The sequence below is a fragment of the Bradyrhizobium sp. SBR1B genome, assembly GCF_014198205.1.
GTDB lineage: Bacteria > Pseudomonadota > Alphaproteobacteria > Rhizobiales > Xanthobacteraceae > Bradyrhizobium.
The window spans coordinates 196,456-219,650 of record NZ_JACIHC010000007.1 but is presented as its reverse complement, the minus strand read 5'-3'; the positions used below and the strand labels follow the sequence as shown (position 1 = coordinate 219,650).

Annotated in this window: 19 protein-coding genes and 1 riboswitch; of the genes, 13 read left to right on the top strand and 6 right to left on the bottom strand. The window is 64.9% G+C overall.

The window, feature by feature from the left end:
* Positions 1 to 245: 245 nt before the first annotated feature.
* On the top strand, positions 246 to 761 hold the full coding sequence (locus tag GGD61_RS20300; protein ID WP_092251276.1) for a L,D-transpeptidase: 516 nt from the start codon (positions 246 to 248) through the stop codon (positions 759 to 761).
* 56 nt (positions 762 to 817) lie between these two features.
* On the opposite strand, the gene GGD61_RS20295 is transcribed toward GGD61_RS20300, so the two are convergent.
* Positions 818 to 1,408, bottom strand: coding sequence for a thermonuclease family protein (locus GGD61_RS20295; RefSeq protein ID WP_092251278.1), 591 nt, complete (start codon positions 1,406 to 1,408; stop codon positions 818 to 820).
* Positions 1,409 to 1,590: 182 nt separating this feature from the next.
* Here GGD61_RS20295 and GGD61_RS20290 point away from each other — a divergent pair, with 182 nt between their 5' ends.
* The 4 genes from GGD61_RS20290 (at position 1,591) to cysC (ending at position 7,347) form a co-directional block, all read left to right on the top strand.
* Complete coding sequence (locus GGD61_RS20290) at positions 1,591 to 3,309, top strand: methyl-accepting chemotaxis protein (protein WP_183231043.1); 1,719 nt, start codon at positions 1,591 to 1,593, stop codon at positions 3,307 to 3,309.
* A 155-nt stretch (positions 3,310 to 3,464) separates the two neighbouring features.
* Entirely contained in the window at positions 3,465 to 4,484 is a 1,020-nt protein-coding gene (locus GGD61_RS20285) for a sulfotransferase family protein (protein WP_092251280.1), read from the top strand.
* Between the two features lie 5 nt (positions 4,485 to 4,489).
* The gene (gene cysD, locus GGD61_RS20280; protein ID WP_092251892.1) at positions 4,490 to 5,452 is read left to right on the top strand and encodes a sulfate adenylyltransferase subunit CysD; all 963 of its coding nucleotides are present in this window, start codon (positions 4,490 to 4,492) and stop codon (positions 5,450 to 5,452) included.
* The gene (gene cysC, locus GGD61_RS20275; protein WP_092251282.1) at positions 5,452 to 7,347 is read left to right on the top strand and encodes an adenylyl-sulfate kinase; all 1,896 of its coding nucleotides are present in this window, start codon (positions 5,452 to 5,454) and stop codon (positions 7,345 to 7,347) included. Before cysD ends, cysC begins: the two co-directional genes overlap by 1 nt.
* A 50-nt stretch (positions 7,348 to 7,397) precedes the next feature.
* Here the strand turns inward: cysC and GGD61_RS20270 are convergent, their stop codons facing one another.
* Positions 7,398 to 7,607, bottom strand: a complete 210-nt coding sequence (locus GGD61_RS20270) for a DUF1674 domain-containing protein (RefSeq protein ID WP_092251284.1) — start codon at positions 7,605 to 7,607, stop codon at positions 7,398 to 7,400.
* Between the two features lie 189 nt (positions 7,608 to 7,796).
* Between GGD61_RS20270 and GGD61_RS20265 the strand changes: the two genes are divergently transcribed.
* The 3 genes from GGD61_RS20265 (at position 7,797) to purH (ending at position 12,777) form a co-directional block, all read left to right on the top strand.
* The gene (locus GGD61_RS20265) at positions 7,797 to 9,143 is read left to right on the top strand and encodes an RsmB/NOP family class I SAM-dependent RNA methyltransferase (protein WP_092251286.1); all 1,347 of its coding nucleotides are present in this window, start codon (positions 7,797 to 7,799) and stop codon (positions 9,141 to 9,143) included.
* Positions 9,144 to 9,300: 157 nt separating this feature from the next.
* Entirely contained in the window at positions 9,301 to 11,019 is a 1,719-nt protein-coding gene (locus GGD61_RS20260) for a heparinase II/III family protein (RefSeq protein WP_183231042.1), read from the top strand.
* Positions 11,020 to 11,077: 58 nt separating this feature from the next.
* A riboswitch (ZMP/ZTP riboswitch) is annotated at positions 11,078 to 11,159 on the top strand.
* A gap of 25 nt (positions 11,160 to 11,184) precedes the next feature.
* Positions 11,185 to 12,777 (top strand): bifunctional phosphoribosylaminoimidazolecarboxamide formyltransferase/IMP cyclohydrolase, encoded by a 1,593-nt coding sequence (gene purH, locus GGD61_RS20255; RefSeq protein ID WP_092251288.1) that lies wholly within the window; start codon positions 11,185 to 11,187, stop codon positions 12,775 to 12,777.
* 115 nt (positions 12,778 to 12,892) lie between these two features.
* Here the strand turns inward: purH and GGD61_RS20250 are convergent, their stop codons facing one another.
* The gene (locus GGD61_RS20250) at positions 12,893 to 14,278 is read right to left on the bottom strand and encodes an MFS transporter (protein ID WP_092251289.1); all 1,386 of its coding nucleotides are present in this window, start codon (positions 14,276 to 14,278) and stop codon (positions 12,893 to 12,895) included.
* Between the two features lie 100 nt (positions 14,279 to 14,378).
* On the opposite strand from GGD61_RS20250, the gene ggt reads away from it, so the two are divergent.
* A complete protein-coding gene (gene ggt / locus GGD61_RS20245; protein ID WP_092251290.1) occupies positions 14,379 to 16,130 on the top strand; it encodes a gamma-glutamyltransferase in 1,752 nt (583 codons plus the stop codon).
* 135 nt (positions 16,131 to 16,265) lie between these two features.
* Here the strand turns inward: ggt and GGD61_RS20240 are convergent, their stop codons facing one another.
* Positions 16,266 to 16,931: a glutathione S-transferase family protein gene (locus GGD61_RS20240; protein ID WP_018323586.1), complete on the bottom strand. Its 666-nt coding sequence runs from the start codon at positions 16,929 to 16,931 to the stop codon at positions 16,266 to 16,268.
* Between the two features lie 165 nt (positions 16,932 to 17,096).
* Between GGD61_RS20240 and GGD61_RS20235 the strand changes: the two genes are divergently transcribed.
* From GGD61_RS20235 to panE, 4 genes are all read left to right on the top strand, one after another.
* Positions 17,097 to 17,693: a DUF2239 family protein gene (locus tag GGD61_RS20235; RefSeq protein WP_092251291.1), complete on the top strand. Its 597-nt coding sequence runs from the start codon at positions 17,097 to 17,099 to the stop codon at positions 17,691 to 17,693.
* Positions 17,694 to 17,777: 84 nt separating this feature from the next.
* Complete coding sequence (locus GGD61_RS20230; RefSeq protein ID WP_177236831.1) at positions 17,778 to 19,127, top strand: MATE family efflux transporter; 1,350 nt, start codon at positions 17,778 to 17,780, stop codon at positions 19,125 to 19,127.
* A 103-nt stretch (positions 19,128 to 19,230) separates the two neighbouring features.
* Positions 19,231 to 19,839, top strand: a complete 609-nt coding sequence (locus tag GGD61_RS20225) for a 2-hydroxychromene-2-carboxylate isomerase (RefSeq protein WP_026202951.1) — start codon at positions 19,231 to 19,233, stop codon at positions 19,837 to 19,839.
* A 122-nt stretch (positions 19,840 to 19,961) separates the two neighbouring features.
* Positions 19,962 to 20,885 (top strand): 2-dehydropantoate 2-reductase, encoded by a 924-nt coding sequence (panE, locus tag GGD61_RS20220; protein WP_092251894.1) that lies wholly within the window; start codon positions 19,962 to 19,964, stop codon positions 20,883 to 20,885.
* A gap of 189 nt (positions 20,886 to 21,074) precedes the next feature.
* Here the strand turns inward: panE and GGD61_RS20215 are convergent, their stop codons facing one another.
* Positions 21,075 to 21,668 (bottom strand): cytochrome c, encoded by a 594-nt coding sequence (locus tag GGD61_RS20215; protein ID WP_183231041.1) that lies wholly within the window; start codon positions 21,666 to 21,668, stop codon positions 21,075 to 21,077.
* Positions 21,669 to 21,875: 207 nt separating this feature from the next.
* Positions 21,876 to 23,156 (bottom strand): sorbosone dehydrogenase family protein, encoded by a 1,281-nt coding sequence (locus GGD61_RS20210; protein WP_018323581.1) that lies wholly within the window; start codon positions 23,154 to 23,156, stop codon positions 21,876 to 21,878.
* Between the last annotated feature and the right edge of the window lie 39 nt (positions 23,157 to 23,195).

The window sequence follows — 23,195 nt, the reverse complement described above, 5'->3', positions numbered from 1 at the left end:
TCACGCACTCGTCAGCGGGCGGGCCGGTGCGGCCGCATCTTTCCCGCCGAGTGTTGTTTTCAGGTCATTTACTTTATTCCGAACATTTCCTTTGTTCCCCCTGCTGACTGGCCCTTGGCAGCCGTGCGTGGAAACCAACCGGTTAACGGGCGCGGTTAAGAATGTCCCCTGACAAGGACGTGGCCAGCTGGCGATTGCCGGTTCTGCGTAATTTTGGACGATCCGTTCGGGCTAGGGGAAAATCGATGTCGATTAGGATTGTAGTCGCGCTCGTCGCCACCATCGGGGCTGGGGTCTTGATGTCGACGGCGGCGCAGGCGCGGCCGGAAATGGTTGGGGCACATCTGGCCGACTATTCTCCGGGCACGATCGTGGTCAAAACCAGCGAGCGGCGGCTTTATCTCGTCCTCGATAACGGACACGCCGTGCGCTATCCGGTCGGCGTCGGCAAGTCCGGCAAGCAGTGGGCCGGCACCACCCGCATCGACGGCAAGTACCGCAATCCGGCCTGGTCGCCGCCCGCCGAGGTGAAGCGCGACAAGCCGAGCATCCCTGACGTCATTCCCGGCGGCTCGCCGCGCAACCCGATGGGCGTCGCGGCGATGACGCTGGCCGGCGGTGAATACGCCATCCACGGCACCAACGTGCCGGGCTCGATCGGCGGTTTCGTCTCCTATGGCTGCATCCGCATGCTCAACGATGACATCACCGATCTCTATGGCCGCGTCTCCGTCGGCACGACGGTGGTCGTGACGCGCTGATCGCCGGGATCAAGGCAAGACAAGAAAAGGCCGCGTCCGGAGACGCGGCTTTTTCGTTACCAGAAGCGCCAGCTGCGCGCGCACCAGCCGTCGCGATGGCCGCCGTTGTAGCTTCGCGCAAAACCGCCGGCGAGCAATGCCGCCGAAACGTTCGCAGTCCGCCGGGTCGCGACGTCGGCGAGAACGCGGCCGTATTTGTCAGGGCCGAGATTGGCGATCGTCACGTCGCCCTGACCGAGCAGATCGCGCAATGCGCGGGCCGCGGCTTCGGCCTTGTCCTGCTCCTCCCGGCAAGACGCTTTCATCTCGGGCGCGTCGATGCCGCGCAACCGAACCCGCACGACGAGATCGCGGCCGCCGCGCTGACGAACCCGCGCGAGAAAGGTGTCGCCGTCGACGGTGCGAATGACGTCGACCGGCTCGCGAACATCGGGATGGCGCGCTTGCTCGAGAACGATCTCGGCGTTCCGCGTGCGATCGCCATCCGTGTCCGGAATTAGCCAGCCCATTCCGTGGCGGAAGGTGAGCACGACGGCCAGCGCGATGCCCACCACGAACATCCACGGCAATAATCCGGAGAAGCGCCGACCGAACGGCGAGCCGCCGAATTGCGGCCGATAGGAATTGGGTCGGTCCTGGAAACGCATCAACTCACGCTAGGACAGAGTCGGGGGAACTCAAAGCACGAGCGCGCACATAGCGGAACCATGCAGGAAAATTCCATTGTCGGATACGTCGGCCGTAGTTCTACTGGAGATCCGCGAATATTACCCAAATCTCAATCATTGGTTGCGAATACCTGTTATACAGCAAAGCGAGGAGATGAGCGGTGGGGTCATTCAGGTTTCGCATTGGAACAAAGCTCGGCATCGTCACCGGCGTGAGCGTTGTGCTGGTCTGCGGCATGCTGACCAACCAGATGCTCGGCAACCGGTCGATCGCCGAATCCAATCGCCTGGTCACGATCAACTATCTCAACAAAGGCAATGCGCAAGCGGCGCAGACGGCAATGGCGCGGGCGCAGCTCGCAGCTCTCGAGATCAGCTCCGCCTCGTCAGCCGGAGAGGTTGACAAGCTCCTCGAGAATCTCCGCGCGCGAGCAGGCGAAGCCGGCGCGGAAATCGATGCGGCGACCGACCGGGCGACCCGCAAGGTCACCCAGGACGCCTATCGTGAGACCAAGAAATTCGTCGATGCGTATCTGGCCAGCGGCATTGAACTGGCGGGGGCGCAAAAGTCCGTCATTGGCGCCCCCTCCGGCGGCGCCAGGACTGCGGCAGACTCGACGAAGGCAACCATTCTCGCAGAGCGTATGCGTCCGGCAGCCCTGGAAGTCAGCAAACGGATCGACGATCTGGTCGGCGTTGCCAACGAATTCGCGGCGCGCCGCAAGGGCGAGATGCTGGCCGAACTCGACCGCGTCGTCACCTTCGCATTGATCGTCGGCGTCTTCGTCGTTCTGACGTTGATCGGGTCCGCCGTCTTTTCCGTGTCGAACATCGCCCGGCCGATCCGGCGCATCGGCGACGTGCTTCTCCAGCTCGCCGGCGGCAACAAGGCGGTCGAGATTCCCTACACGCGCCGCGGCGATGAGGTCGGCGACAACGCTCGCGCGGCTCAGACCTTCAAGGAAAACCTGATCCGTATCGAGCAGATGGAGGTCGAACAGAAGAATCAGGAAGCCGCTGCGGCCGCTCAGCGCAAGGAAGAAATGGCCCAGCTCGCCGGCGTGTTCGAAGCCGCGGTCGGCGGCATCATCGACTCCGTGTCAGCAGCCTCCCAGCAGCTCGAGGCAGCCGCCGGTACGCTGTCGGGAACCGCGGAAGAGACCCAGCAACTCTCCGGAATGGTCGCGGCGGCCTCGGAGGAAGCCTCCACCAATGTCGGAGCGGTCGCGTCCGCCGCCGAGGAAATGAGCACCTCGGTCGTCGAGATCGGCCGCCAGGTCCACGATTCCAGCCGCATCGCCAGCGAAGCGGTCAGGCAGGCGGAGCGCACCGACGTCCGGATCAATGAACTGCTCAAGGCGGCGGGCCGAATTGGCGACGTCGTCAAATTGATCACCGCGATTGCCGAACAGACCAACCTCCTGGCGCTGAACGCAACGATCGAGGCGGCGCGCGCCGGCGAATCCGGCCGCGGCTTTGCAGTCGTGGCGAGCGAGGTGAAGGCGCTCGCGGCGCAAACCGCGCGAGCGACCGAAGAGATCAGCGCGCAGATCGCCGGCATGCAATCGGCAACCGAGGACTCCGTCGGAGCGATCAAGGAAATCGGCGCGACCATCGCCCGCATTTCAGACATTTCGTCCACCATTGCAGCGACGATCGAAGAACAGGGTGCAGCGACGGCCGAGATTGCGCGCAACGTCAGCGAAGCCGCCAAGGGAACCGTCGAAGTCGCAGACAAGATCGCCCAGGTCAGTCATGGCGCGAGCGCGACCGGCGCGGCGTCGGGGCAGGTGTTGGCATCGGCGCGCTCGCTGTCGAGTGAAAGCAGCCTCTTGAAGACGGAAGTCGAGAAGTTCCTCACCACCGTGCGCGCGGCATGAAACGGCGTAGCGGCGACGAGCAGTTCTTCAATGCTCGTCGCATATGGATAGCGCCTCCGGGATTCCCCGGAATTGTCCGGCACCATGGACAACTGTAGGTTGGAAGAGATCTCACGAGCAATCGCTCGTGGAACTCCCTGCAGTGGGCCCCCGACATGAACATCGACGCAATTTCCGCCGATTCGCTCGAACGAATGGCCGATCTCGTTCGGCAGCAGCACAGTTCCCTCGACACCATGCTGCTGTCCCCAGTGGGCGAATTCCAGACCAGAGCCGTCGCGCTCGCGACGTTGATGCGTGAAGTGACGGACTGCCTCGCCGAGGATTTCCTGCATCGTCCGGCGCAGGACTTTCCGATGCTCTATTTTGCATGCGGCAAGGCCAGAGTCGGATCGACCGCCCTCAGCAATCTGTTCGGCATGACCGGCATGCCTTCATATTATCAACCGCTGAAGGCGATCCTGCGCGACGCGCTCGTCGGCCGCCCGCTGGCGCCCTGGATCATCCCCTCGGCAAGCGACGAGCCGCACATCTTCAGCAAGGAAACGATCGGGCCCTACGTCCTTGCCGAGAGCTTGTTCAATCCGCTGCAGCTCTTGGTCGAGGCAGGCTATCCGCGCCACCGTCTGCATCTCATCATGCTCGACCGCGAGCCGGCGAGTTCGCTGGCGTCATGGCTCGAGAAGCTGATTTCGCGCGCGCCCGAAGACACATTGCTGCGGCACTATGTCGTTGCCGCACTGAGCGCGGCCCGCGTCGCAAGTTACGCGCAACAACACGGCGTTCCCGTCACGCACTACGTCTACGAGGTAAGCAAGGAGGCGCTGTCGTCGGTGCGCGTCTTGTTCGACCGCCTCGGCCTTTCGAACAGCTTTACCGAGAATGCCGTGACGTCATGGCAGGAACCGGGAGACGCGCAAGCAAACAACGCGCGCGTCATCTTCCCGAGCGAAGCGACGATCTACAAGGTGCCCAATCTGCACACCTCCGATAGCGCCTATCGCTACCAGCGTCGCGCGACGGCCTCGATGAGCGAAGCTCAGCTGGAGATTCTGGAGCGCTGCGGGGTCAATGACGCCTATCGAGCTTCGGTCGCGGCGTGCGTCCGCGACCTCGGCCTGAATGCCGCAACGTCGGCGCATCTGTTCGGCGAATGGTTCGCCGAGGCCGCGTGATCAGCATGCTGGACATTCCCACGAGCACCGAGCCCGCCCTCCTTGAAAGAACCGGCCGCGAGCCGCTTCACGCCGCCAGCCATCTCCGGCGCCTGGAGGCGGAAAGCATCCACATCTTGCGGGAGACGGCGGCCGAATTCCGCAAGCCGGTGATGCTGTATTCGATCGGCAAGGACTCCTCGGTGCTACTGCACCTGGCGATGAAGGCCTTTCATCCCGGCAAGCCGCCGTTTCCGCTGCTGCATGTCGACACGACATGGAAATTCCGCGAGATGATCGCGTTTCGCGACCGCCGCGCGCGCGAACTCGGCATCGACCTGATCGTCCATACCAACAATGACGGCTTGAGCCAGGGCATCGACCCCTTCACCCACGGCTCAGCCCGCTACACCGACGTTATGAAGACGCAGGCGTTGCGGCAGGCGCTGGACCTCCACGGCTTCGACGCCGCGATCGGAGGCGCGCGGCGCGACGAGGAGAAATCGCGCGCCAAGGAGCGCGTGTTCTCGCACCGGAGCGCGGCACATCGCTGGGATCCGAAGAACCAGCGGCCCGAGCTGTGGAGCCTGTACAACACGATGCTGGCGCCCGGCGAGAGTATGCGGGTGTTTCCGCTGTCGAACTGGACCGAGCTCGACGTCTGGGACTACCTCCTCGCCGAGGACATCCCGATCGTTCCGCTCTATCTGGCGGCTTCGCGCCCGGTGGTCGAGCGCGACGGCGCGCTGATCATGGTGGACGACGAACGGATGCCGCTGCTTGCAGGCGAAGAGCCGCGATGGCGCTCCGTCAGGTTTCGCACCCTCGGCTGCTATCCGCTCAGCGGCGCCACGGTCTCGACCGCGGCAACATTGCCAGAGATCGTGCTCGAGATGATGGCGTCGCGCACCTCCGAGCGGCAGGGACGCATGATCGACCGGGACAGTCCCGCATCGATGGAGCGCAAGAAAGCGCAAGGCTACTTCTGATGTCCTATCACGAGGCCCCCACGATCGCCGCCTCCGATGCGCCGCGGCTCGAACAGGATGATCGTCCGACGCTGCGTTTCGTCACTTGCGGCAGCGTCGACGACGGCAAGAGCACGCTGGTTGGCCGGCTGCTCTACGATTCCAAGACGCTGCTCGACGATCAGATCGACGCGCTGGCGTCCGAAAGCCGGACGATCGGCACCACCGGTGGCGATTTCGATTTCGCGCTGCTGGTCGACGGCTTGCAGGCCGAGCGCGAGCAGGGCATCACGATCGACGTCGCCTACCGCTTCTTCGCGACCAAGCTGCGCCGCTTCATCGTCGCCGACACGCCGGGGCATGCGCAGTACACGCGCAACATGGCGACCGGCGCCTCCAACGCCGAACTTGCCGTGGTGCTGGTCGATGCCCGCAAGGGCGTGATCACGCAGACGCGGCGCCACAGCCACATCCTGTCGCTGTTGGGTATCCGTCACGTCGTGCTCGCCGTGAACAAGATGGACCTGATCGGATTCGACGGGGATCGCTTTGCGGCCATCACTGCCGAATACCTGACCATGGCCGGACAGCTCGGAATCCCGCAGGTCCAGTGCATTCCGGTCGTCGCACGCGACGGCGACAACATCGTCACGGCCAGCGCGCGGATGCCCTGGTACACCGGGCCGACGGTGACGGCCTATCTGGAATCGGTCGACGTTTCCGGCGATGTCTCGCAGCGGCCGTTCCGGTTGCCGGTGCAATGGGTCAACCGGCCGCATGCGGAGTTTCGCGGCTTCTGCGGCCGGATCGCCAGCGGAACGATCGCGACCGGCGAGACCATCACCGTGCAGCCCTCGGGCCGCCAGACGCGCATCGCGCGCATTCTCACGCCCGGCGGCGAGCGCGATCGGGCTGCGGCGGGCGAATCGGTGACGCTCACATTGACCGACGAGATCGACGTCAGTCGCGGCGACGTTCTGACGGCGGGACCCGCGCCACAGGTCTCCGATCAACTGGCGGCGCATCTGGTCTGGTTCGACGACGAGGCCATGGTCGCGGGCCGTCGCTATTTGCTCAAATGCGGCGCGGCCTCGACCGGCGCGGTGATCACGACGCTCAAGCACCGCATCGCCATCGACACCATGGCGCATGAAAACGCCGCCACGCTCGACGCCAACCAGATCGGCTACGCCCATCTCAGCCTCGACCGTCCCTTGGTGTTCGAGGCCTATCGCGACGACCGCGACATGGGCAGCTTCATTCTCGTCGATCCGATCAGCCACCGCACCGCCGCAGCGGGAATGATCGACCTCTCGCTCCGCCGCGCCACCAACATTCATTGGCAACGGCTTGCCGTCGACAAATCCGTGCGGGCGCGGCTGAAGCAGCAGCGGCCCTGCGTGCTCTGGTTCACAGGGCTGAGCGGTGCCGGCAAATCGACAATCGCCGATCTCGTCGATCGCAGGCTTGCCGAACTCGGACGCCACGCCGTACTGCTCGACGGCGACAATCTCCGTCACGGCATCAACCGCGACCTCGGCTTCTCCACCGCGGACAGGGCGGAGAACGTCCGACGCACCGCGGAGATCGCGGCGCTGTTCGTCGACGCCGGCATGATCGCGCTGGTCGCGCTGATCTCACCGTTCCGCAGCGAGCGCGAGCTGGCGCGCGGGCGGGTCGAGACAGGCGAGTTCATTGAGATCCATGTCGCGACCCCGCTCGCCGAATGTGAGCATCGCGATCCCAAGGGGCTCTATCGCAAGGCACGGGCGGGAGAGCTGCCGTCGTTCACCGGCATCGATCATCCCTACGAGACGCCGCAGGCGCCGGAGATCACCGTCGACACGTCAGAAATGTCGACTGACGCGGCCTGCGAGCGCATCATCCGCTATCTCAGGGAGAATGATTACCTTTAGTGGCAAGACCTTTAGCAGCAAAGGCGGACAGCCTTCGGACCGGCGATCGCTCAGAAGTCGGAGGCGATGCCCTTGCGCTCCCAGTCGCCGTAGCGGGTCGGCTCGGGTCCCTTGGGCCCCTGCAATTCCTTCGGCGCCGCCTTGCCGTCCTCCTTGGCCTGCACGGCCGCGGCCTGCCGGCGCGCCTCGGCTTCGGCCAGCGCGCGCTTGGCTGCCGGCGTGAGCTGTTTGCGGTCGGAAACGGGAGACTGGTCACTCATCGTCAGGCTTTCTAGCGCAGGACGAGCCGCAACGCGATGTCCAATAACGCATTCCTGAAATCGGCCCGGAAGGGCTGAAAAAGCCGGAAGCGATTCTTACATTTGGCATATTCGCGTGCCAGAGATTGGGTTCTCAAGGCATGCGCCCATTGCGGCGGAACTGCCGCTCGCTCAGAACCTTGCTTCCGCATGCCATCTCAACGTTTCGCCCCTCCGTCCGAAGTGCCCGGTCTCGCGGCGCGACGGATTGCCGCCGACATCGTCGACGGCGTGCTGCACAAGCACCGCACGCTCGATGACCAACTCGACGGCAGCGGCGCCCATCCCGGACTGAAGACGCTGGCCGACCGCGACCGCGCGCTGATGCGGCGCCTGGTCGCCACGGTGCTGCGCCGGCTCGGCACGCTCGGCCATGTGCTGTCCCGCCTGCTCGACAAGGGCATCCCCTCCGATGCGCCGCGCGCGCAAAGCGCGCTCCTGATCGGCGCGGCGCAGATCCTCTGGATGGACGTGCCGGATCACGCGGCCGTCGACCTCTCCGTTCGCCTGGTGCAATCCGACCGGCGCGCCGCGCGCTATGCCGGCCTCGTCAATGCCGTGCTGCGCCGCTGCGCGCGCGAGGGCACGGCGCTGGTCGAGGAGGTCGCCGCGCAATCGCTGGATCTGCCGCCATGGCTGCTCGCGCGCTGGAGCGCGCATTATGGCGAAGCAACCGCAAGGGAGATGGCGCTGGCGCTCGGCCACGAGCCGTCGCTCGATCTCACGGTGAAATCCGATGCCGCGCAATGGGCGAGCCGCCTGCACGGCGAGACGCTGCCGACCGGGACGGTGCGGATGCTGCTGCACGGCTCGGTGACCATGCTGCCCGGCTTTGCCGAGGGACAATGGTGGGTGCAGGACGCCGCCGCCGCGCTGCCGGCCCTGCTGTTCGGCGACGTCAAGGGCAAGTCCATTGCCGATCTCTGCGCCGCCCCCGGCGGCAAGACCGCGCAACTGGTGCATGCCGGCGCGCATGTCACGGCGATTGACCGCTCGCCAGCCCGGGTGACGCGGCTGCGTGAAAACCTGGCGCGGCTGTCGCTCCAGGCCGAGACCGTCGTCGCTGACGCCGTGGAATGGGCCGGCCCTGCCGAAGGCTTCGACGGTATTTTGATCGATGCGCCCTGCACCTCGACCGGCACGATCCGCCGTCATCCCGATGTGGCATGGCTGCGGCAGGAATCCGATGTCACCGCCATGACTGTGCTGCAGCAGCGGCTGCTGCGAAAATCGGTATCGTTGCTCAAGCCGGGCGGCACGCTGGTCTACTGTACCTGCTCGCTGGAACCCGAAGAGGGCGAGCAGGCCGTGGCCACGCTGCTGGCAAGCGAACCCGCGCTTCGCCGCGTCCCGATCGAGGCGTCGGAAGTCGCGGGCCTCGACGAAATCATCACAGGGGACGGCGATCTGCGCACCCTGCCCAGCCATCTGCCGAACGCCGATCCCAAGCTCGGCGGGCTCGACGGGTTTTTCGCGACCCGGCTCATTAAATCCTGATTTTGCACCGGATTTTGCGGCCGCGACGCTGATTCGCACACGTTCAAGGTGGTGTCAGACGTCCGATTTTGGGATTAATAGGGATTCGTCGGAATCCTCTCCCCCTTCAAGGCAAAGCGTGTCGGTCGCTCAACGCAGACGTATCTCGACGCTGGTCATGAACCGCTTCGCGCGGAACATGCTCGCGCGCGCGAGCGGCGGTTCCGTTGCGCTGTCGCGGGTCTGGCCCGGCCGCACCGACCGGCTGATCATCGCGCCGCATGATCTGCGCACCGCGGATGCGACTCGCGCCGCTGAAATCTATGCCGGCCGCTTCGTCTTCGCCGGCAAGATCGTCAATTGCCACGGCCGTTCGATCTTCGATCTCGAGCCGCCGTCGGAGGATTGGGAAGTCGCGCTGCTCGGCTTCGGCTGGCTGCGCCATTTGCGCGCCGCCGACACCGCGCTGACACGGGCGAATGCGCGCGCGCTGATCGAGGACTGGATCGCCAACCCCGCCAACAAGCGCCGGCCGGTCGCCCGACGTGCCGACGTGCTGGCCCGGCGCGTGATCTCGCTGCTGTCGCAGGCGCCGTTGGTGCTCAACGAGACCGACAACAAGTTCTACCGCCGTTACCTGCGCGCCCTCGCGCGCGAGATCCGCTTCCTGCGCTACACCATGGTCAACATTCCCGACGGGGTGCCGAAGCTCCAGGTGCTGATGGCGCTGTGCTACGCGGCCTTGTGCCTTGCCAACCAGGCGGGCCAAATCCGCAGCGCATCGAAGAAGCTGTCGGACGAATTGCAGCGGCAGATCCTGCCCGACGGCGGACACATCTCGCGCAATCCGGGGGCGCTGATTGAACTCCTGATCGACCTGCTGCCGCTGCGGCAGACGTTTGCTGCGCGCAACATCGCACCGCCACCGGCGCTGCTCAACGCGATCGACCGCATGATGCCGATGCTGCGCTTCTTCCGCCACGGCGACGGAAATTTCGCGCTGTTCAACGGCATGAGCGCGACATCGTCCGACCTGCTCGCAACGCTGCTCGCCTATGACGACACCCACGGCGCGCCGATGGCAAACATGCCGCATACCGGCTTTCAGCGCCTCGATGCCGGCCAGACCACTGTGATCATCGACACCGGCCCGCCGCCGCCAGCCGGCGTCAGCCACGATGCCCACGCCGGCTGCCTGTCGTTCGAACTGTCTTCCGGCATCAGCCGCATCGTCACCAATTGCGGCATGCCGACCACGGGCCGCGACAATTGGCGGCCGTTCGCCCGCGGCACCGCGGCGCATTCGACGCTGACCTATCACGATACTTCGTCGTGCCAGTTCGTCGAGATGTCGGCGATGAAGCGGCTCCTGCACGGCTCGCCGGTCACGAGCGGGCCCGTCGGGGTCGAGAGCTATCGCGAGATCGTGCAGAACGGCACGCTGCTGACGACCTCGCATGACGGCTATCTTTCCAAATTCGGCGCGATCCACCGCCGCGTGCTGATGATCGCCAATGATGGTGCGCGCATCGACGGCGAGGACACGCTGTCGCCGCCGCAGGGCGGACGCTTCAAGGGCGCCGACGCTGACTTTGCGCTGCGCTTCCATCTGCATCCGGCAGTGAAGGCGAGCCGGCTGTCGGATGCGCGCGGCGTCATGCTGGTGCTGCCGAACCGCGACGTCTGGACCTTCGAGGCGCTCGACGACAAGGTCGACCTCGAGGACAGCGTGTTCCTGGCCGGCAATGACGGGCCGCGCCGCACTGCCCAGATCGTGATCCGGCAGGACGCGAGGCAGGCGCCTTCGATCCGCTGGAGCTTTGTCCGCTCCACGGCATCGCCGACCGTCACCAATGCCCGCCGCAACGCCCGGCGCGAACCGGAACTTCCGCTGTAAACGCACGGATTCAGCCCTATCTGATCGTTGTGAAGCACGCCGAAAACTGCTATCGAGCCCTCGCTCGCGCGACTGGCGACCTTGGATGGAGCACCATCGGGAAGCGCGACACATATCTGCCGCGCGCCTGGGCATAGACACTCCTTACGACAGAGGATCTTGCTCATGACTGACCATCCCCGCCGCGTCACCCGCGCGCTTCTTTCCGTCTCCGACAAAACCGGCCTGATCGAATTCGCAAAGGCGCTCGCCGCCCATGATGTCGAGCTGGTTTCGACCGGCGGCACGGCAAAAGCGATCGCCGCGGCCGGCCTCAAGGTGAAGGACGTCTCCGACCTCACCGGCTTCCCCGAGATGATGGACGGTCGCGTCAAGACCTTGCATCCGAAGGTGCATGGCGGCCTGCTCGCGATCCGCGACAATAAGGAGCACGCGGACGCGATGAAGGCGCACGGCATCGCGCCGATCGATCTTCTCGTCGTCAATCTCTATCCGTTCGAGGCGACCGTCGACAAAGGCGCCGGCTTCGAGGATTGCATCGAGAATATCGACATTGGCGGCCCCGCGATGATCCGCGCCGCCGCGAAGAACCATGATGACGTCGCCGTTGTCGTCGAGGCAGATGACTACAAGGCCGTGCTCGACGAGCTCGCCGCCAACAAGGGCGCGACCACGCTGAAACTGCGGCGGCGGCTTGCCGCGAAGGCCTATGCGCGCACCGGCGCTTACGATGCCGCGATCTCGAACTGGTTCAATCGCCAGCTCGAGATCGACGCGCCCGACTTCCGTGCCTTCGGCGGCAAGTTGATCCAGTCGCTGCGCTACGGCGAGAACCCGCACCAGACCGCGGCCTTCTACGCGACCCCCGACAAGCGCCCGGGCGTCTCCACCGCACGGCAGCTCCAGGGCAAGGAGCTCTCCTACAACAACATCAACGACACTGACGCCGCCTATGAATGCATCGGTGAGTTCGACGCCAGACGCACCGCCGCCTGCGTCATCGTCAAGCACGCCAACCCCTGCGGCGTCGCGGAGGGATCGAACCTCGTCGACGCCTATCGCAAGGCGCTGGCCTGCGATTCCACCTCGGCCTTCGGCGGCATCATCGCGATGAATCGTCCGCTGGACGCAGATACGGCCCGCGAGATCACAAAGATCTTCACCGAGGTGATCATCGCGCCCGACGCCACCGAGGAGGCGATCGCCATCATCGGCGGCAAGAAGAACCTCCGCCTCCTGCTCGCCGGCAGCCTGCCCGATCCGCGCGCGCCTGGCATCACCGCCAAGACGGTCGCCGGCGGCCTGCTGGTGCAGAGCCGCGACAACGCCGTCGTCGACGACATGACGTTCAAGATCGTGACCAAGCGTGCGCCGACCGACGCTGAAATGCGTGACCTCAAGTTTGCGTTCCGGGTCGCAAAACACGTCAAGTCCAACACCATCATCTACGCCAAGGATCTCGCCACCGTCGGCATCGGCGCCGGCCAGATGAGCCGGGTGGATTCGGCGCGCATCGCCGCGCGCAAGGCCCAGGATGCGGCGAGCGAGCTGAAGCTCGCCGAGCCGCTCACCAAGGGCTCGGTGGTGGCGTCAGATGCGTTCTTCCCCTTCGCCGACGGCATGCTCGCCTGCATCGAGGCCGGCGCCACCGCGGTGGTGCAGCCCGGCGGCTCGATGCGCGACGACGAGGTGATCAAGGCCGCCGACGAGCACGGCATCGCCATGGTGTTCACGGGCACGCGGCATTTCCGGCACTGAGCCTTTCACCACAAGCGTAGCCCGGATGGAGCGCAGCGAAATCCGGGTCAGCGCCTCTACGGAAACAGGTTTCCCGGATTGCGCTGCGCTTCATCCGGGCTACGAAGGCCCGCGGCTAATCCCGCACCCGCATCAACAGCCCCAGCCCAGCGACGAAGAACACCACCAGCACGGCCATGCCGGCCTTCTGGCTCGCGGTCACCGCCGTGATCGTGCCGATCAGCAACGGTCCGATGAAGGACGTCACCTTTCCGGTCAGCGCGAACAGGCCGAAATACTGCGCGATGCGGTCCTTCGGAGCGAGGTGAATCAGCAGCGTGCGTGAGGCCGCCTGGAGGGGGCCGCCGGCCGCACCGATGAAGCAGCCCAGCACGAGATAGGCGCGCTCGGCCGCGCTCGAGAACAAGGGAGCGTCTGCTTGCGGCGGCGCGACCTTGATGAACAACACACTGTCCTTGTCGACCAGGAGAATCGCCGCCACGGACAGCAGCAGCACGAGCAAGCTGCCGGCGATGACGCGCTTCGGCCCGAGACGATCATCCAGCTTGCCGCCGAACCATGCGCCAAATGCGCCGGCAATCGCGAGCATGATGCCGAAGGTGCCGATCTGGATGGTGTGCCAGCCGAAGGTGCCCGCGGCATAGATGCCGCCGAAGGCGAACAGCGACACCAGACCATCCGTATAGATCATATTGGCGAGCAGAAATGCCGCCAGCGATCTCTGCTGCGGCAAGCCTCTGATCGATTGCCTCAGCTCCCACAGCCCCTCGCGCAACGCCTCGCGCACCGGGCGCTTCGCCGGATAATCCGGCGTGAACAGGAACAGCGGTGTCACGAAGACGATGAACCACAGCCCGGTCAGCGGCCCCACAATGCGATCGCCCTGATGGCTGACCGGATCGAGCCCGAATAGCGGCGTGAAGCCCAGCAATGTGCGGCCGGTCTGCGGGTTGGCCGCGAGGAAGCCGAGCACGATGATCAGGCTGACGATCCCGCCGACATAGCCGGTGGCCCAGCCGGTGCCGGAGAGCCGTCCGATCCGCTCCGGCGGCACCAGCGTCGGCATCATCGCATTGTTGAAGAGGGTGGCGAATTCCGCGCCGACGCTGGCGAGCGCGACTGCGGTGAGCAGGGGCGGAATGATGGAGGGATCGCCGGGCTTGCCGATCCACAGCGTGCAGGATGCCGCCACCAGCAGCGCACCGAACCCCGCGATCCACGGCTTCCGGCGGCCCGAGGCGTCCGCGATGGCCCCCAGCACCGGCGACATCAACGCGATCGCAAGGCCCGCGGCCGCCATCGCAAATCCCCACAGCGATTGGCCGGTGGCGGGGTTCGGCGCAATGCTGGTGGCGAAATAGGGCGCGAACACGAAGGTCGTGATCAGCGTGAAATACGGCTGCGCGGCCCAGTCGAAGAAAATCCAGCTGACGACGGCGGCGCGCGGCGGATAGGTCCGCGCCACGCCGGCCATGCGCACATCCGGGGCGATCGTCGTCATCGCGCAGTCCTCATCACGAACAGTTTTGCCTCTCTTGGGGCAAACCGTATAGCATTGCAGCGAGGCATGTGAACTGGTTCGAAGCCACGGCGGAAGCTTGATGATGTCGTCATATTCGACAAGGCGGACATTTTTCGCCTTCATAGCCGCCCTGGCGTTTGGTCTGTCACCGGCAGCCGCCCAGGATGCGCGACGGGCCTATGTCCCAGCCGCGCCTGACACGGTACGCGCCGTCGCCGCCGAGCACGGCATGGTCGTAGCGCAGGAGAAGATATCCGCGCAGATCGGTGCCGATATCCTGCGGAGCGGTGGCAATGCGGTCGATGCTGCGGTCGCGACCGGCTTTGCAATGGCCGTGACCTATCCGCGTGCCGGCAATATCGGCGGCGGCGGCTTCATGGTGATCCATTCCGCGGACCGCAACGAAGACATCACGATCGATTACCGCGAGACGGCGCCGGCGGCGACCACGCCGCAAATCTTCCTCGGCGCCGACGGCAAGCCCGATATTGCGAAGTCACGGGATTCCGCGCTCGGCGTCGGCGTCCCCGGCACGGTTGCCGGTCTTTCCCTCGCGCTGGAAAAATACGGCTCCGGCCAGTTCACGCTGGCTCAATTGCTCGCGCCCGCCATCGCGCTGGCCCGCGACGGCTTCGTCGTCGGTGACGACATGGCCGACACGATGCCGGCCTGGCACCGGCGGCTGGCTCGCTGGCCGTCTTCGGCCAAAATCTTCTCGCGGCCCGACGGCACGCCGATCGGTGAAGGCGACAGGCTGGTGCAGGGCGATCTCGCTGAAACGCTGTCGGCCGTCGCCGCACTGGGGCCACGCGGCTTCTATGAGGGACCGGTCGCGGATAAGCTCGCCAAGGCCGTGGCGGACGCCGGCGGCATCATGACGCCAGCCGATTTGAAGGCCTATCAGGCCGTGACCCGCACGCCGGTGCGCGGCACCTATCGCGGCTATGACATCGTGTCGATGCCGCTGCCTTCGTCGGGCGGCGTCGTGCTGGTGGAGACGCTCAACATCCTCGAGGGCTTTCAGCTTGCCGATCTGAAGCAGGGATCGCCGGCATCGCTGCATCTTCTGATCGAGGCCATGAAGCGCGCCTATGCGGATCGCGCGCGCTATCTCGGCGACCCCGCCTTCGTCAACGCACCGATCGAGACGCTCGTCGCGAAGGACTACGCCGCCAAGCTGCGCGCCGGCATCTCCGCCGAGCGCGCCACGCCGTCAAAGGAGCTCGTTTCCGCGGCTCCCTCGCCGCGCGAGGGCAGCAACACCACGCATTTCTCCGTCGTCGATGGACGCGGCAATGCCGTCAGCAACACCTATACGCTGAACTTCAGCTACGGCGTGGGCCTCGTTGCCGACGGCACCGGCGTGCTGCTCAACAACGAGCTCGACGATTTCACCGCCGCAATCGGCGCCTCCAATGCCTACGGTCTCGTTGGCTTCGAGGCCAATCTGCCGGGCCCCGGCAAGCGGCCGCTGTCCTCGATGTCACCGACCATCGTGCTGAAGGACGGCAAGCCGGTGCTGGTGACGGGCTCGCCCGGCGGCAGCCGCATCATTTCAAGCGTGTTGCAGGTCGTCGTCAACGTGCTCGACTACAAGATGGATGTTGCGGCCGCCGTCGCAGCGCCACGGCTGCATCACCAATGGTTGCCCGATGAAGTGCGTGTCGAGAGCGGCTTTCCCAGCGATGTTCTGGATAAGCTGAAGGCGATGGGCCACGTCATCGTCGAGCCGATGGGGCAGACGTCGGTCAATTCGATTGTCGTGACACCCAACGGACCGCTCGGCGCGCCCGATCCGCGCACGCGGGGCGCAGAAGCTGCGGGGCAGTAACAACGTCATCTGCATGGCACGGGAGCGCGGATCCGCTAGCTCTCGCTGTCACGCGTGCTATCGCGACATGAACACGCCGGAGCGCCGGACGTACTGGGCCTACGCGGCGGGCTAGGCGCTCGACGGCATGACTAACTACCGTCCCACCTGGTATGGCCCGCCCTTTTCAAGCGCGCGCGCATAGGCCGGGCGCGCGTGGATGCGCTCGAGAAACGCCATCGCCTTGGGATGGCCCTGCTCGAGCCCGCCGCGCGCTTGCGCCGCTTCCAGCGGAAAGCTCATCTGGATGTCGGCTGCGGTGAATTCGTTGCCGGCAAACCATTCGCTCTTGCCGAGCTCGCCTTCCCAGTAATCCATGTGCTGCTTGAGCTGCGGGTTGACCAGCGTGGTGAGCGCCTGGTTCGAGACCTTGCGCACCAGCGGACGAAGCAGCGCAGGCGCGCGCTTCGGCATCAGCGTGAACAGCAGCTTCAGCAGCAACGGCTGCATCGCAGACCCTTCGGCATAATGCAGCCAATAGGTGAAGCGCAGCCGCTCCGGCGTGTTCGGCGGCGGAATCAGCCGGCCGTTGCCATAGGTCGCGATGAGATATTCGATGATCGCGCCGGACTCGGCGATGGTGTTGCCGTTGTCGGTGATGACGGGCGACTTGCCGAGTGGATGAATGGCGCGCAGCTCCATCGGCGCGCGCATGTCCGGCTGGCGCTGATAGCGCACGATCTCGTAGGGCACGCCCAACTCTTCGAGCAGCCACAGCACGCGCTGCGAGCGGGAATTGTTGAGGTGGTGAACGGTCAGCATTGGCGAGGTCCCCGGGGCTAGGCGTGGTGGCTAGGCGTGGTCGGTCGGCGGCGCCGTTCGTGCCAGCCCGAGATCACAATGTCGAGCCATCAGGACGGATATTTTCACCCGGGTATATTGACGTCGATAATTTACCCGGGTATTAAATGGCCCAACGTCGTCAAAATGGCAATGATTCCAATGCAGAAGAATTTCACCGCCTTCCAGGGGCAGCGCCGCCTGGTGTCCGGGCCGGCAGGCGAGGTCGCGCTGGTCGTCAAGCGGGTGGCGACGCGGCCGGACGAGCCCATCATTATCTTCGAGGACGGCACAGGCCGATCGATCGACTTCGATCTGCGCGGCGGGGATCGCGAGGTCCTGGCGCGGTTGGCGAAGCTTGTGCCGCCGCCGGTCGAGGAGAGCACGCCGCCGAGCGAGCCGCGCGGGCGCGGGCGGCCGAAGCTCGGCGTGGTCGCGCGCGAGGTGACGTTGCTGCCGCGACACTGGGAGTGGCTCAACGCACAAGCGGGCGGCGCCTCGGTCGCGCTGCGCAAGCTCGTCGATGAGGCCAGGCGCGCCAGCGGCGACAAGGACCGCGAACGGCAGGCGCGCGATGCGGCCTATCACTTCATGTCGACCATGGCGGGCAACCTGCCGCAGTTCGAGGAAGCCTCGCGCGCGCTGTTTGCCGATGACCGGCGACGCTTCACCGGACTGATCGCGGACTGGCCGACCGATATCCGCGACCACATCGTCAAGCTCGCCTACAGCGACCGCGCTTAAGGCGCTCTGTCTCGCGTTCCCATCGACGGCCGAGCCGCGCATTGCGCGGCAACGGCTTCGCACGCCCTGATGAAAGGCCAATCCATGTCTGCCCCCAAGCCGCTCTGGACGACATTCCTCCGCTTCCTCGCACCCTTGATGCTGAGCAACGCGCTGCAATCGCTGTTCGGCACCGTCAGCAACGTCTATCTCGGCCAGATGATCGGCATTGATGCGCTCGCAGCTGCCTCGACGTTCTTCCCGGTGATGTTCTTCCTGTTCGCCTTCGTCATGGGGCTGAGCACCGGCGCGACCGTGCTGATCGGCCAGGCCTTTGGCGCGGGCGAGCATGGCCGGATCAAGAGCGTCGTAGGCACGACGCTCGCGATCGGCCTTCTGCTTTCAATCTCAGTGGCGCTGATCGGCGGGCTCTTCAGCCGTCAGCTGATGATGGCGCTCGCCACGCCCGCGGACATTCTCGACCAGGCCAGCGCGTATGCGCAGATTATGCTGCTGACGATGCCGCTCGGCTTCGTCTTCCTGCTGATGACGGCGATGATCCGCGGGGTCGGCGACGCGCTGACGCCGCTGCTGGCGCTGGCGTTGTCGACCGCGATCGGCCTGATCCTGACACCGTTGTTGATCCGTGGGTCGTTCGGACTGCCGGCGGCCGGCATCACCAGCCCGGCGTGGGCGGCGGCGATATCGAACGCGCTCACGCTGATCGTGCTGGCGTTCTATCTGCTGCGAAAGAAACACGCGCTCGCGCCGGACGCGGCGCTGCTGCGTCACCTGCGACTCGACCGCGCCATGCTCGGAAAGATTCTCGGCATCGGATTGCCAAGCGCCATCGGCATGGTGGTGATGGCGATCGCAGAGCTGGTCTTGCTCGGCCTCGTCAACGGGTTTGGATCGGACGCCACTGCGGCCTATGGCGCCGTCAACCAGGTGATGGGCTACACGCAGTTCACGGCGATGTCGATTTCGATCGCGGTCTCGATCCTCGGCGCGCAGGCTGTCGGCAGCGGCGACAGGGCCCGGCTCGACGGCATTGTGCGGACCGGGCTCGCTTTCAACTTCGTTTTGACCGGCGGGCTCGTGGCGCTGATCTATCTCGCGCCGCGCGCGATCCTCGGCATCTTCATCACCGATGCCGCCGTGGTCGATCTGGCAAGAGGCCTGCTCGACATCGCCCTGTGGAGCTCGGTGCCGTTTGGCCTCGCCACAGTGTTCTCAGGTGCCATGCGCGCGGCCGGCGTCGCATTGACGCCCATGCTGCTCTCGATCTTCGCGATCCTCGCGATCGAGCTGCCGGCCGCGGTGATCCTGAGCCACACGATCGGCCTTGCGGGCGTGTGGGCCGCCTATCCCATCGTGTTCTGCGCCATGTTCGTTTTGCAGATGGGCTATTACCTCCTGGTCTGGCGCAAGCGGGCGATCCGGCGGCTGGCCTGATTCCCAAAGTATTATGCTCATCATTAAACGGTAGACCCGCAGGGCACGCTGCGTCACAATGCGGGAAAAGCCAGATCAAAAAAGTTAGGTCACGGAGAACGATTTGCCCCGCACAGCCCCGCAGTTCCTGTTCGATTTCGGCAGCCCGAATGCCTATCTCAGCCACCTCGCGATCCCCGCGATCGAGCAGCGCATCGGCGTCAAGTTCGAATACGTCCCGATTCTGCTCGGAGGCATCTTCAAGTCGACCAACAACAAGTCTCCCGCCGAGACGCTCGCGGGCATCAAGAACAAGCGTGAATTCCAGCAGGTCGAGACCGAGCGCTTCATCAAGCGCTTCCATGTCCAGCCCTATGTCTGGAATCCGCATTTCCCCGTCAACACGCTGAACCTGATGCGCACGGCGATCGCCGCTCAGCTCGAGGGCGTGTTCGAAAGATACGTCGAGGCGGCCTTCCACCACATGTGGCGCGAGCCGAAGAAGATGGACGATCCCGAGATCGCGGCGAAGGCGCTGGCGTCCTCCGGCCTCGATGCCCAGAAGCTATTTGCCCGTGCCGGAGAGCCCGAGGTGAAGGGCAGGTTGATCAAGAACACCGAGGAAGCGGTCGCCCGGGGCGCGTTCGGCTCGCCGACCTTCTTCGTCGGCAACGAGATGTTCTTCGGCAAGGAGCAGCTGCGCGAGGTCGAGGAGATGGTGCTCGGGACCTAGCCGCTCATTCTCCGGCGACAGAATGTGATCGCCGCAACATTCTGGACTGCTTCGCTTCGCTCGCAATGACGATTATAAGTGGCCGCCAACAGCAATAATCAAGAGCAACAATGGAGTATCCCATGCGTATCCTCGTGGTCGGCGCCGGCGCCATTGGCGGCTATTTTGGTGGCAGGCTGTTGCAGGCCGGCCGCGACGTCACCTTCCTGGTCCGGCCGCGCCGCGCCGGCGAGCTCGCAAGCGCCGGCCTCGTCATCAAGAGCCCGAACGGCGACGTGACCTTGAAGAATCCGCCGACCGTGCAGGCCGACGCGCTCAAGGACAAGTTCAACGTCGTGCTCTTGAGCTGCAAGGCATTCGATCTCGACGACGCCATCAAATCGTTTGCGCCGGCGGTCGGATCTGACACGGCGATCATCCCGATGCTCAACGGCATGAAGCATCTCGATATCCTCGATGCCAAATTCGGCAAGGAGCGCGTGCTCGGCGGCCTCTGCGCCATCGCGGCGACCCTGAACGAGAAGCGCGAGGTGGTGCAGCTCCAACCGATGCAGTCGCTGAACTACGGCGAGCGCGACGGAAAGCTGTCAGATCGCGTCAAGGCGATCGACGAGGCCTTCAAGAGCGGCATCACCGGCGCCGCCGCCAGCCAGAACATCATGCAGGACATGTGGGAGAAGTGGGTGTTCCTGTCCTCGCTTGCGGCCTCCACCAGCCTGATGCGCACCTCTGTCGGCAACATCCTCGCCGCGCCCGGCGGTCGCGATTTCCTGCTCGGCATGCTGGACGAGACCACCGCCATCGCCACCGCGTCGGGCTATACGCCGGGCGGGCCGTTCTTCGAGCGGGTGAAGGGCAACCTCACCGCCGAGGGCTCGCCGATGACGGCCTCGATGTTCCGCGACATCAAGGCGGGGCTGTCGGTCGAAGCCGATCACGTCATCGGTGATCTCATCGCGCGCGCCGATGCCGCCAAGGTGCCGGTGCCCAAGCTGCGCATCGCCTACACGCATTTGAAGGCCTATGAGAAGCAGCGGGCGGGGTAGGTCGCAGGCACACACTCCGCTGTCGTCCCGGGGCGCGCTAAGCGCGAACCCGGGACCCACCAGACGGAGCAGTGTGACGCGACCCTCCCACTCCGACTCTTCCCAAAAACAGCATCCTGTGGGTATGGGTCCCGGCTCTGCGCTTCGCTTGTCCGGGACGACAGCGGAGCTTGTGGCAACGGCTCCGCGCTATTTCAAATGCGACAGATAGTGCGAGACGGCGGTGATTTCCTCGTCGCTCATGTGATAGGCGACATCGGCCATCGCGGCGACGCCGCCGCCGACGCGCTGGCCAGCTTTGTAGTCGCGCAACGCCTTGACCAGATATTCCTCGCGCTGGCCAGCCAGTCGCGCCACGCCCTTGGTCCCGGCGAAGCTGTCCGTATGGCATGAGGCGCAGCGACGGCCGGCGGAAACTTGCGCACCTTTCTTCGACAGGTCCGGATCGCTGTCCTCCGGTCCCTTCGGCGGCGTCAGCTGCGAGAAATAGGCGCCGAGATTGCGGATGTCCTCATTGGTGATCTCCTCGACGATCGGCTGCATCTGGTCGTTCTTGCGCGAGCCCGCTCGGAAGAACACGAGCTGCCACTGGATGAACTGATCAGGCTGGCCGGCCAGCGAGGGGATGTTCTCGGTCTGCGAAATGCCGTTCTCGCCGTGACAGCCGGAGCAGACGGCTGCCTTCTCCTTGATCGCAGCGTTGTCCGCAGCCTGAGCCGGGACGAATGCGAGCGCTGCAAGCGAAAGCGCGCCGATGGCGTACGAAGAAAACTGGCGGCGCATCGTGGGAATTCCGATCTATCTAGCTCATTCCAGGGCGTGCGAAGCACGAGCTGAGATGCGCAATTGCGCATCTCAGACTCCATAACCCCGATTCGTGGTTATGGGTTCCGGACTTGCGCTGGCGCGCAATCCGGAACGACAGCGTGGCTTTGAAATGAAAGAGACTGCGGCACCTTCCGGCCACCGCAGCCTCGTATCGTACCCGTGCTACTTCTTGCTGTAGCTGATGCGGTAGATCGCGCCGGCCCAGTCGTCCGCGACGAGGATCGAACCATCCTTGTCGAGCAGGATGTCATTGGGACGGCCGAGATAGCCCTGGTCACCCTCGAGCCAGCCGGAGGCGAAGATCTCCTGCTTGGGATTCTTGCCGTCGGGCCCGACGATTACGCGCACGATGCGCGCGCCCTGGTACTTGTGACGATTCCAGGAGCCGTGCTCGGCGATCAGGATGTTGTTCTTGTAATCGGCGGGGAATTGATTGCCGGTGTAGAACTTCATGCCGAGCGGAGCAACATGCGCGCCGAGATTCAGCACCGGCGGCGTGAACTCGGAGCACTTGTGGCCCATGGCGAACTTGTCGTCCGGCAGGTTGCCCTGGTGGCAATAGGGATAGCCGAAATGCTCGCCGATCCGGTTGATCATGTTCAGCTTGTCCGAGGGCAGATCATCGCTGATCCAGTCGCGGGCATTCTCGGTGAACCAGAGCTTGCCGGTGCGCGGATCGACGTCGCCACCGACCGAGTTGCGGACGCCCAGCGCCCAGATTTCGGCGTTGCCGGTCTTGGGATCGACACGCCGGATCTGCGACACGCTGGTCGGTGGGATGCCGACGTTGAAGGGAGGTCCGAACGGCAGGAAGAACCAGCCTTCCTTGTCGACCGCGATGTATTTCCAGCCATGCGCGGCATAGGACGGCATGTCGTCATAGACGACCTTGCCGTCGCCGAGCTTGTCGAGATTGGCCTCCGCATTGTCGTAGCGGATCAGCTTGTCGACGGCGATGACGTAGAGCGCACCGTCCTTGAAGGCGAGACCGGTGGGCATGTTCAGGCCCTTAAGGACGGTCTTGACCTCCTTCTTCCCGTTGTTGTCCTTGATGGCATAGACGTTGCCGAGGCCGAACGAGCCCACGAACAGCGTGCCCTTGTCACCCCAGGCCATCTGCCGCGCGGCCAGCACGCCGGAGGCGTAGACCTCGATCTTGAAGCCTGCCGGCAGCTTGATCTTCTTGACGATGTTGGCGAGCTCGGCATCGGACGCGCCGGTCGGCGGTCCCGAGGGCGGCGCGAGGCCCTTCTGCGCCTCGGTCTCGTCGCCGAGGAACCAGTCATCGGGCGGATGGGTCCAGAACTCCTTGGTGCCGGATTCGTATTTCTTCAGCGCCCGGTTCTTGTCCTGCTGCTGCGCATTGCCAGCGCTGGTCCCCGCGAGAAAGGCAACCGCTGCAAGCGCCAGAACGGATTGAAAGACGGATCGATGGAATTTCATCGCGTCACTCCCCTAAGGCAGCCGTCAGGGCTGCGCATT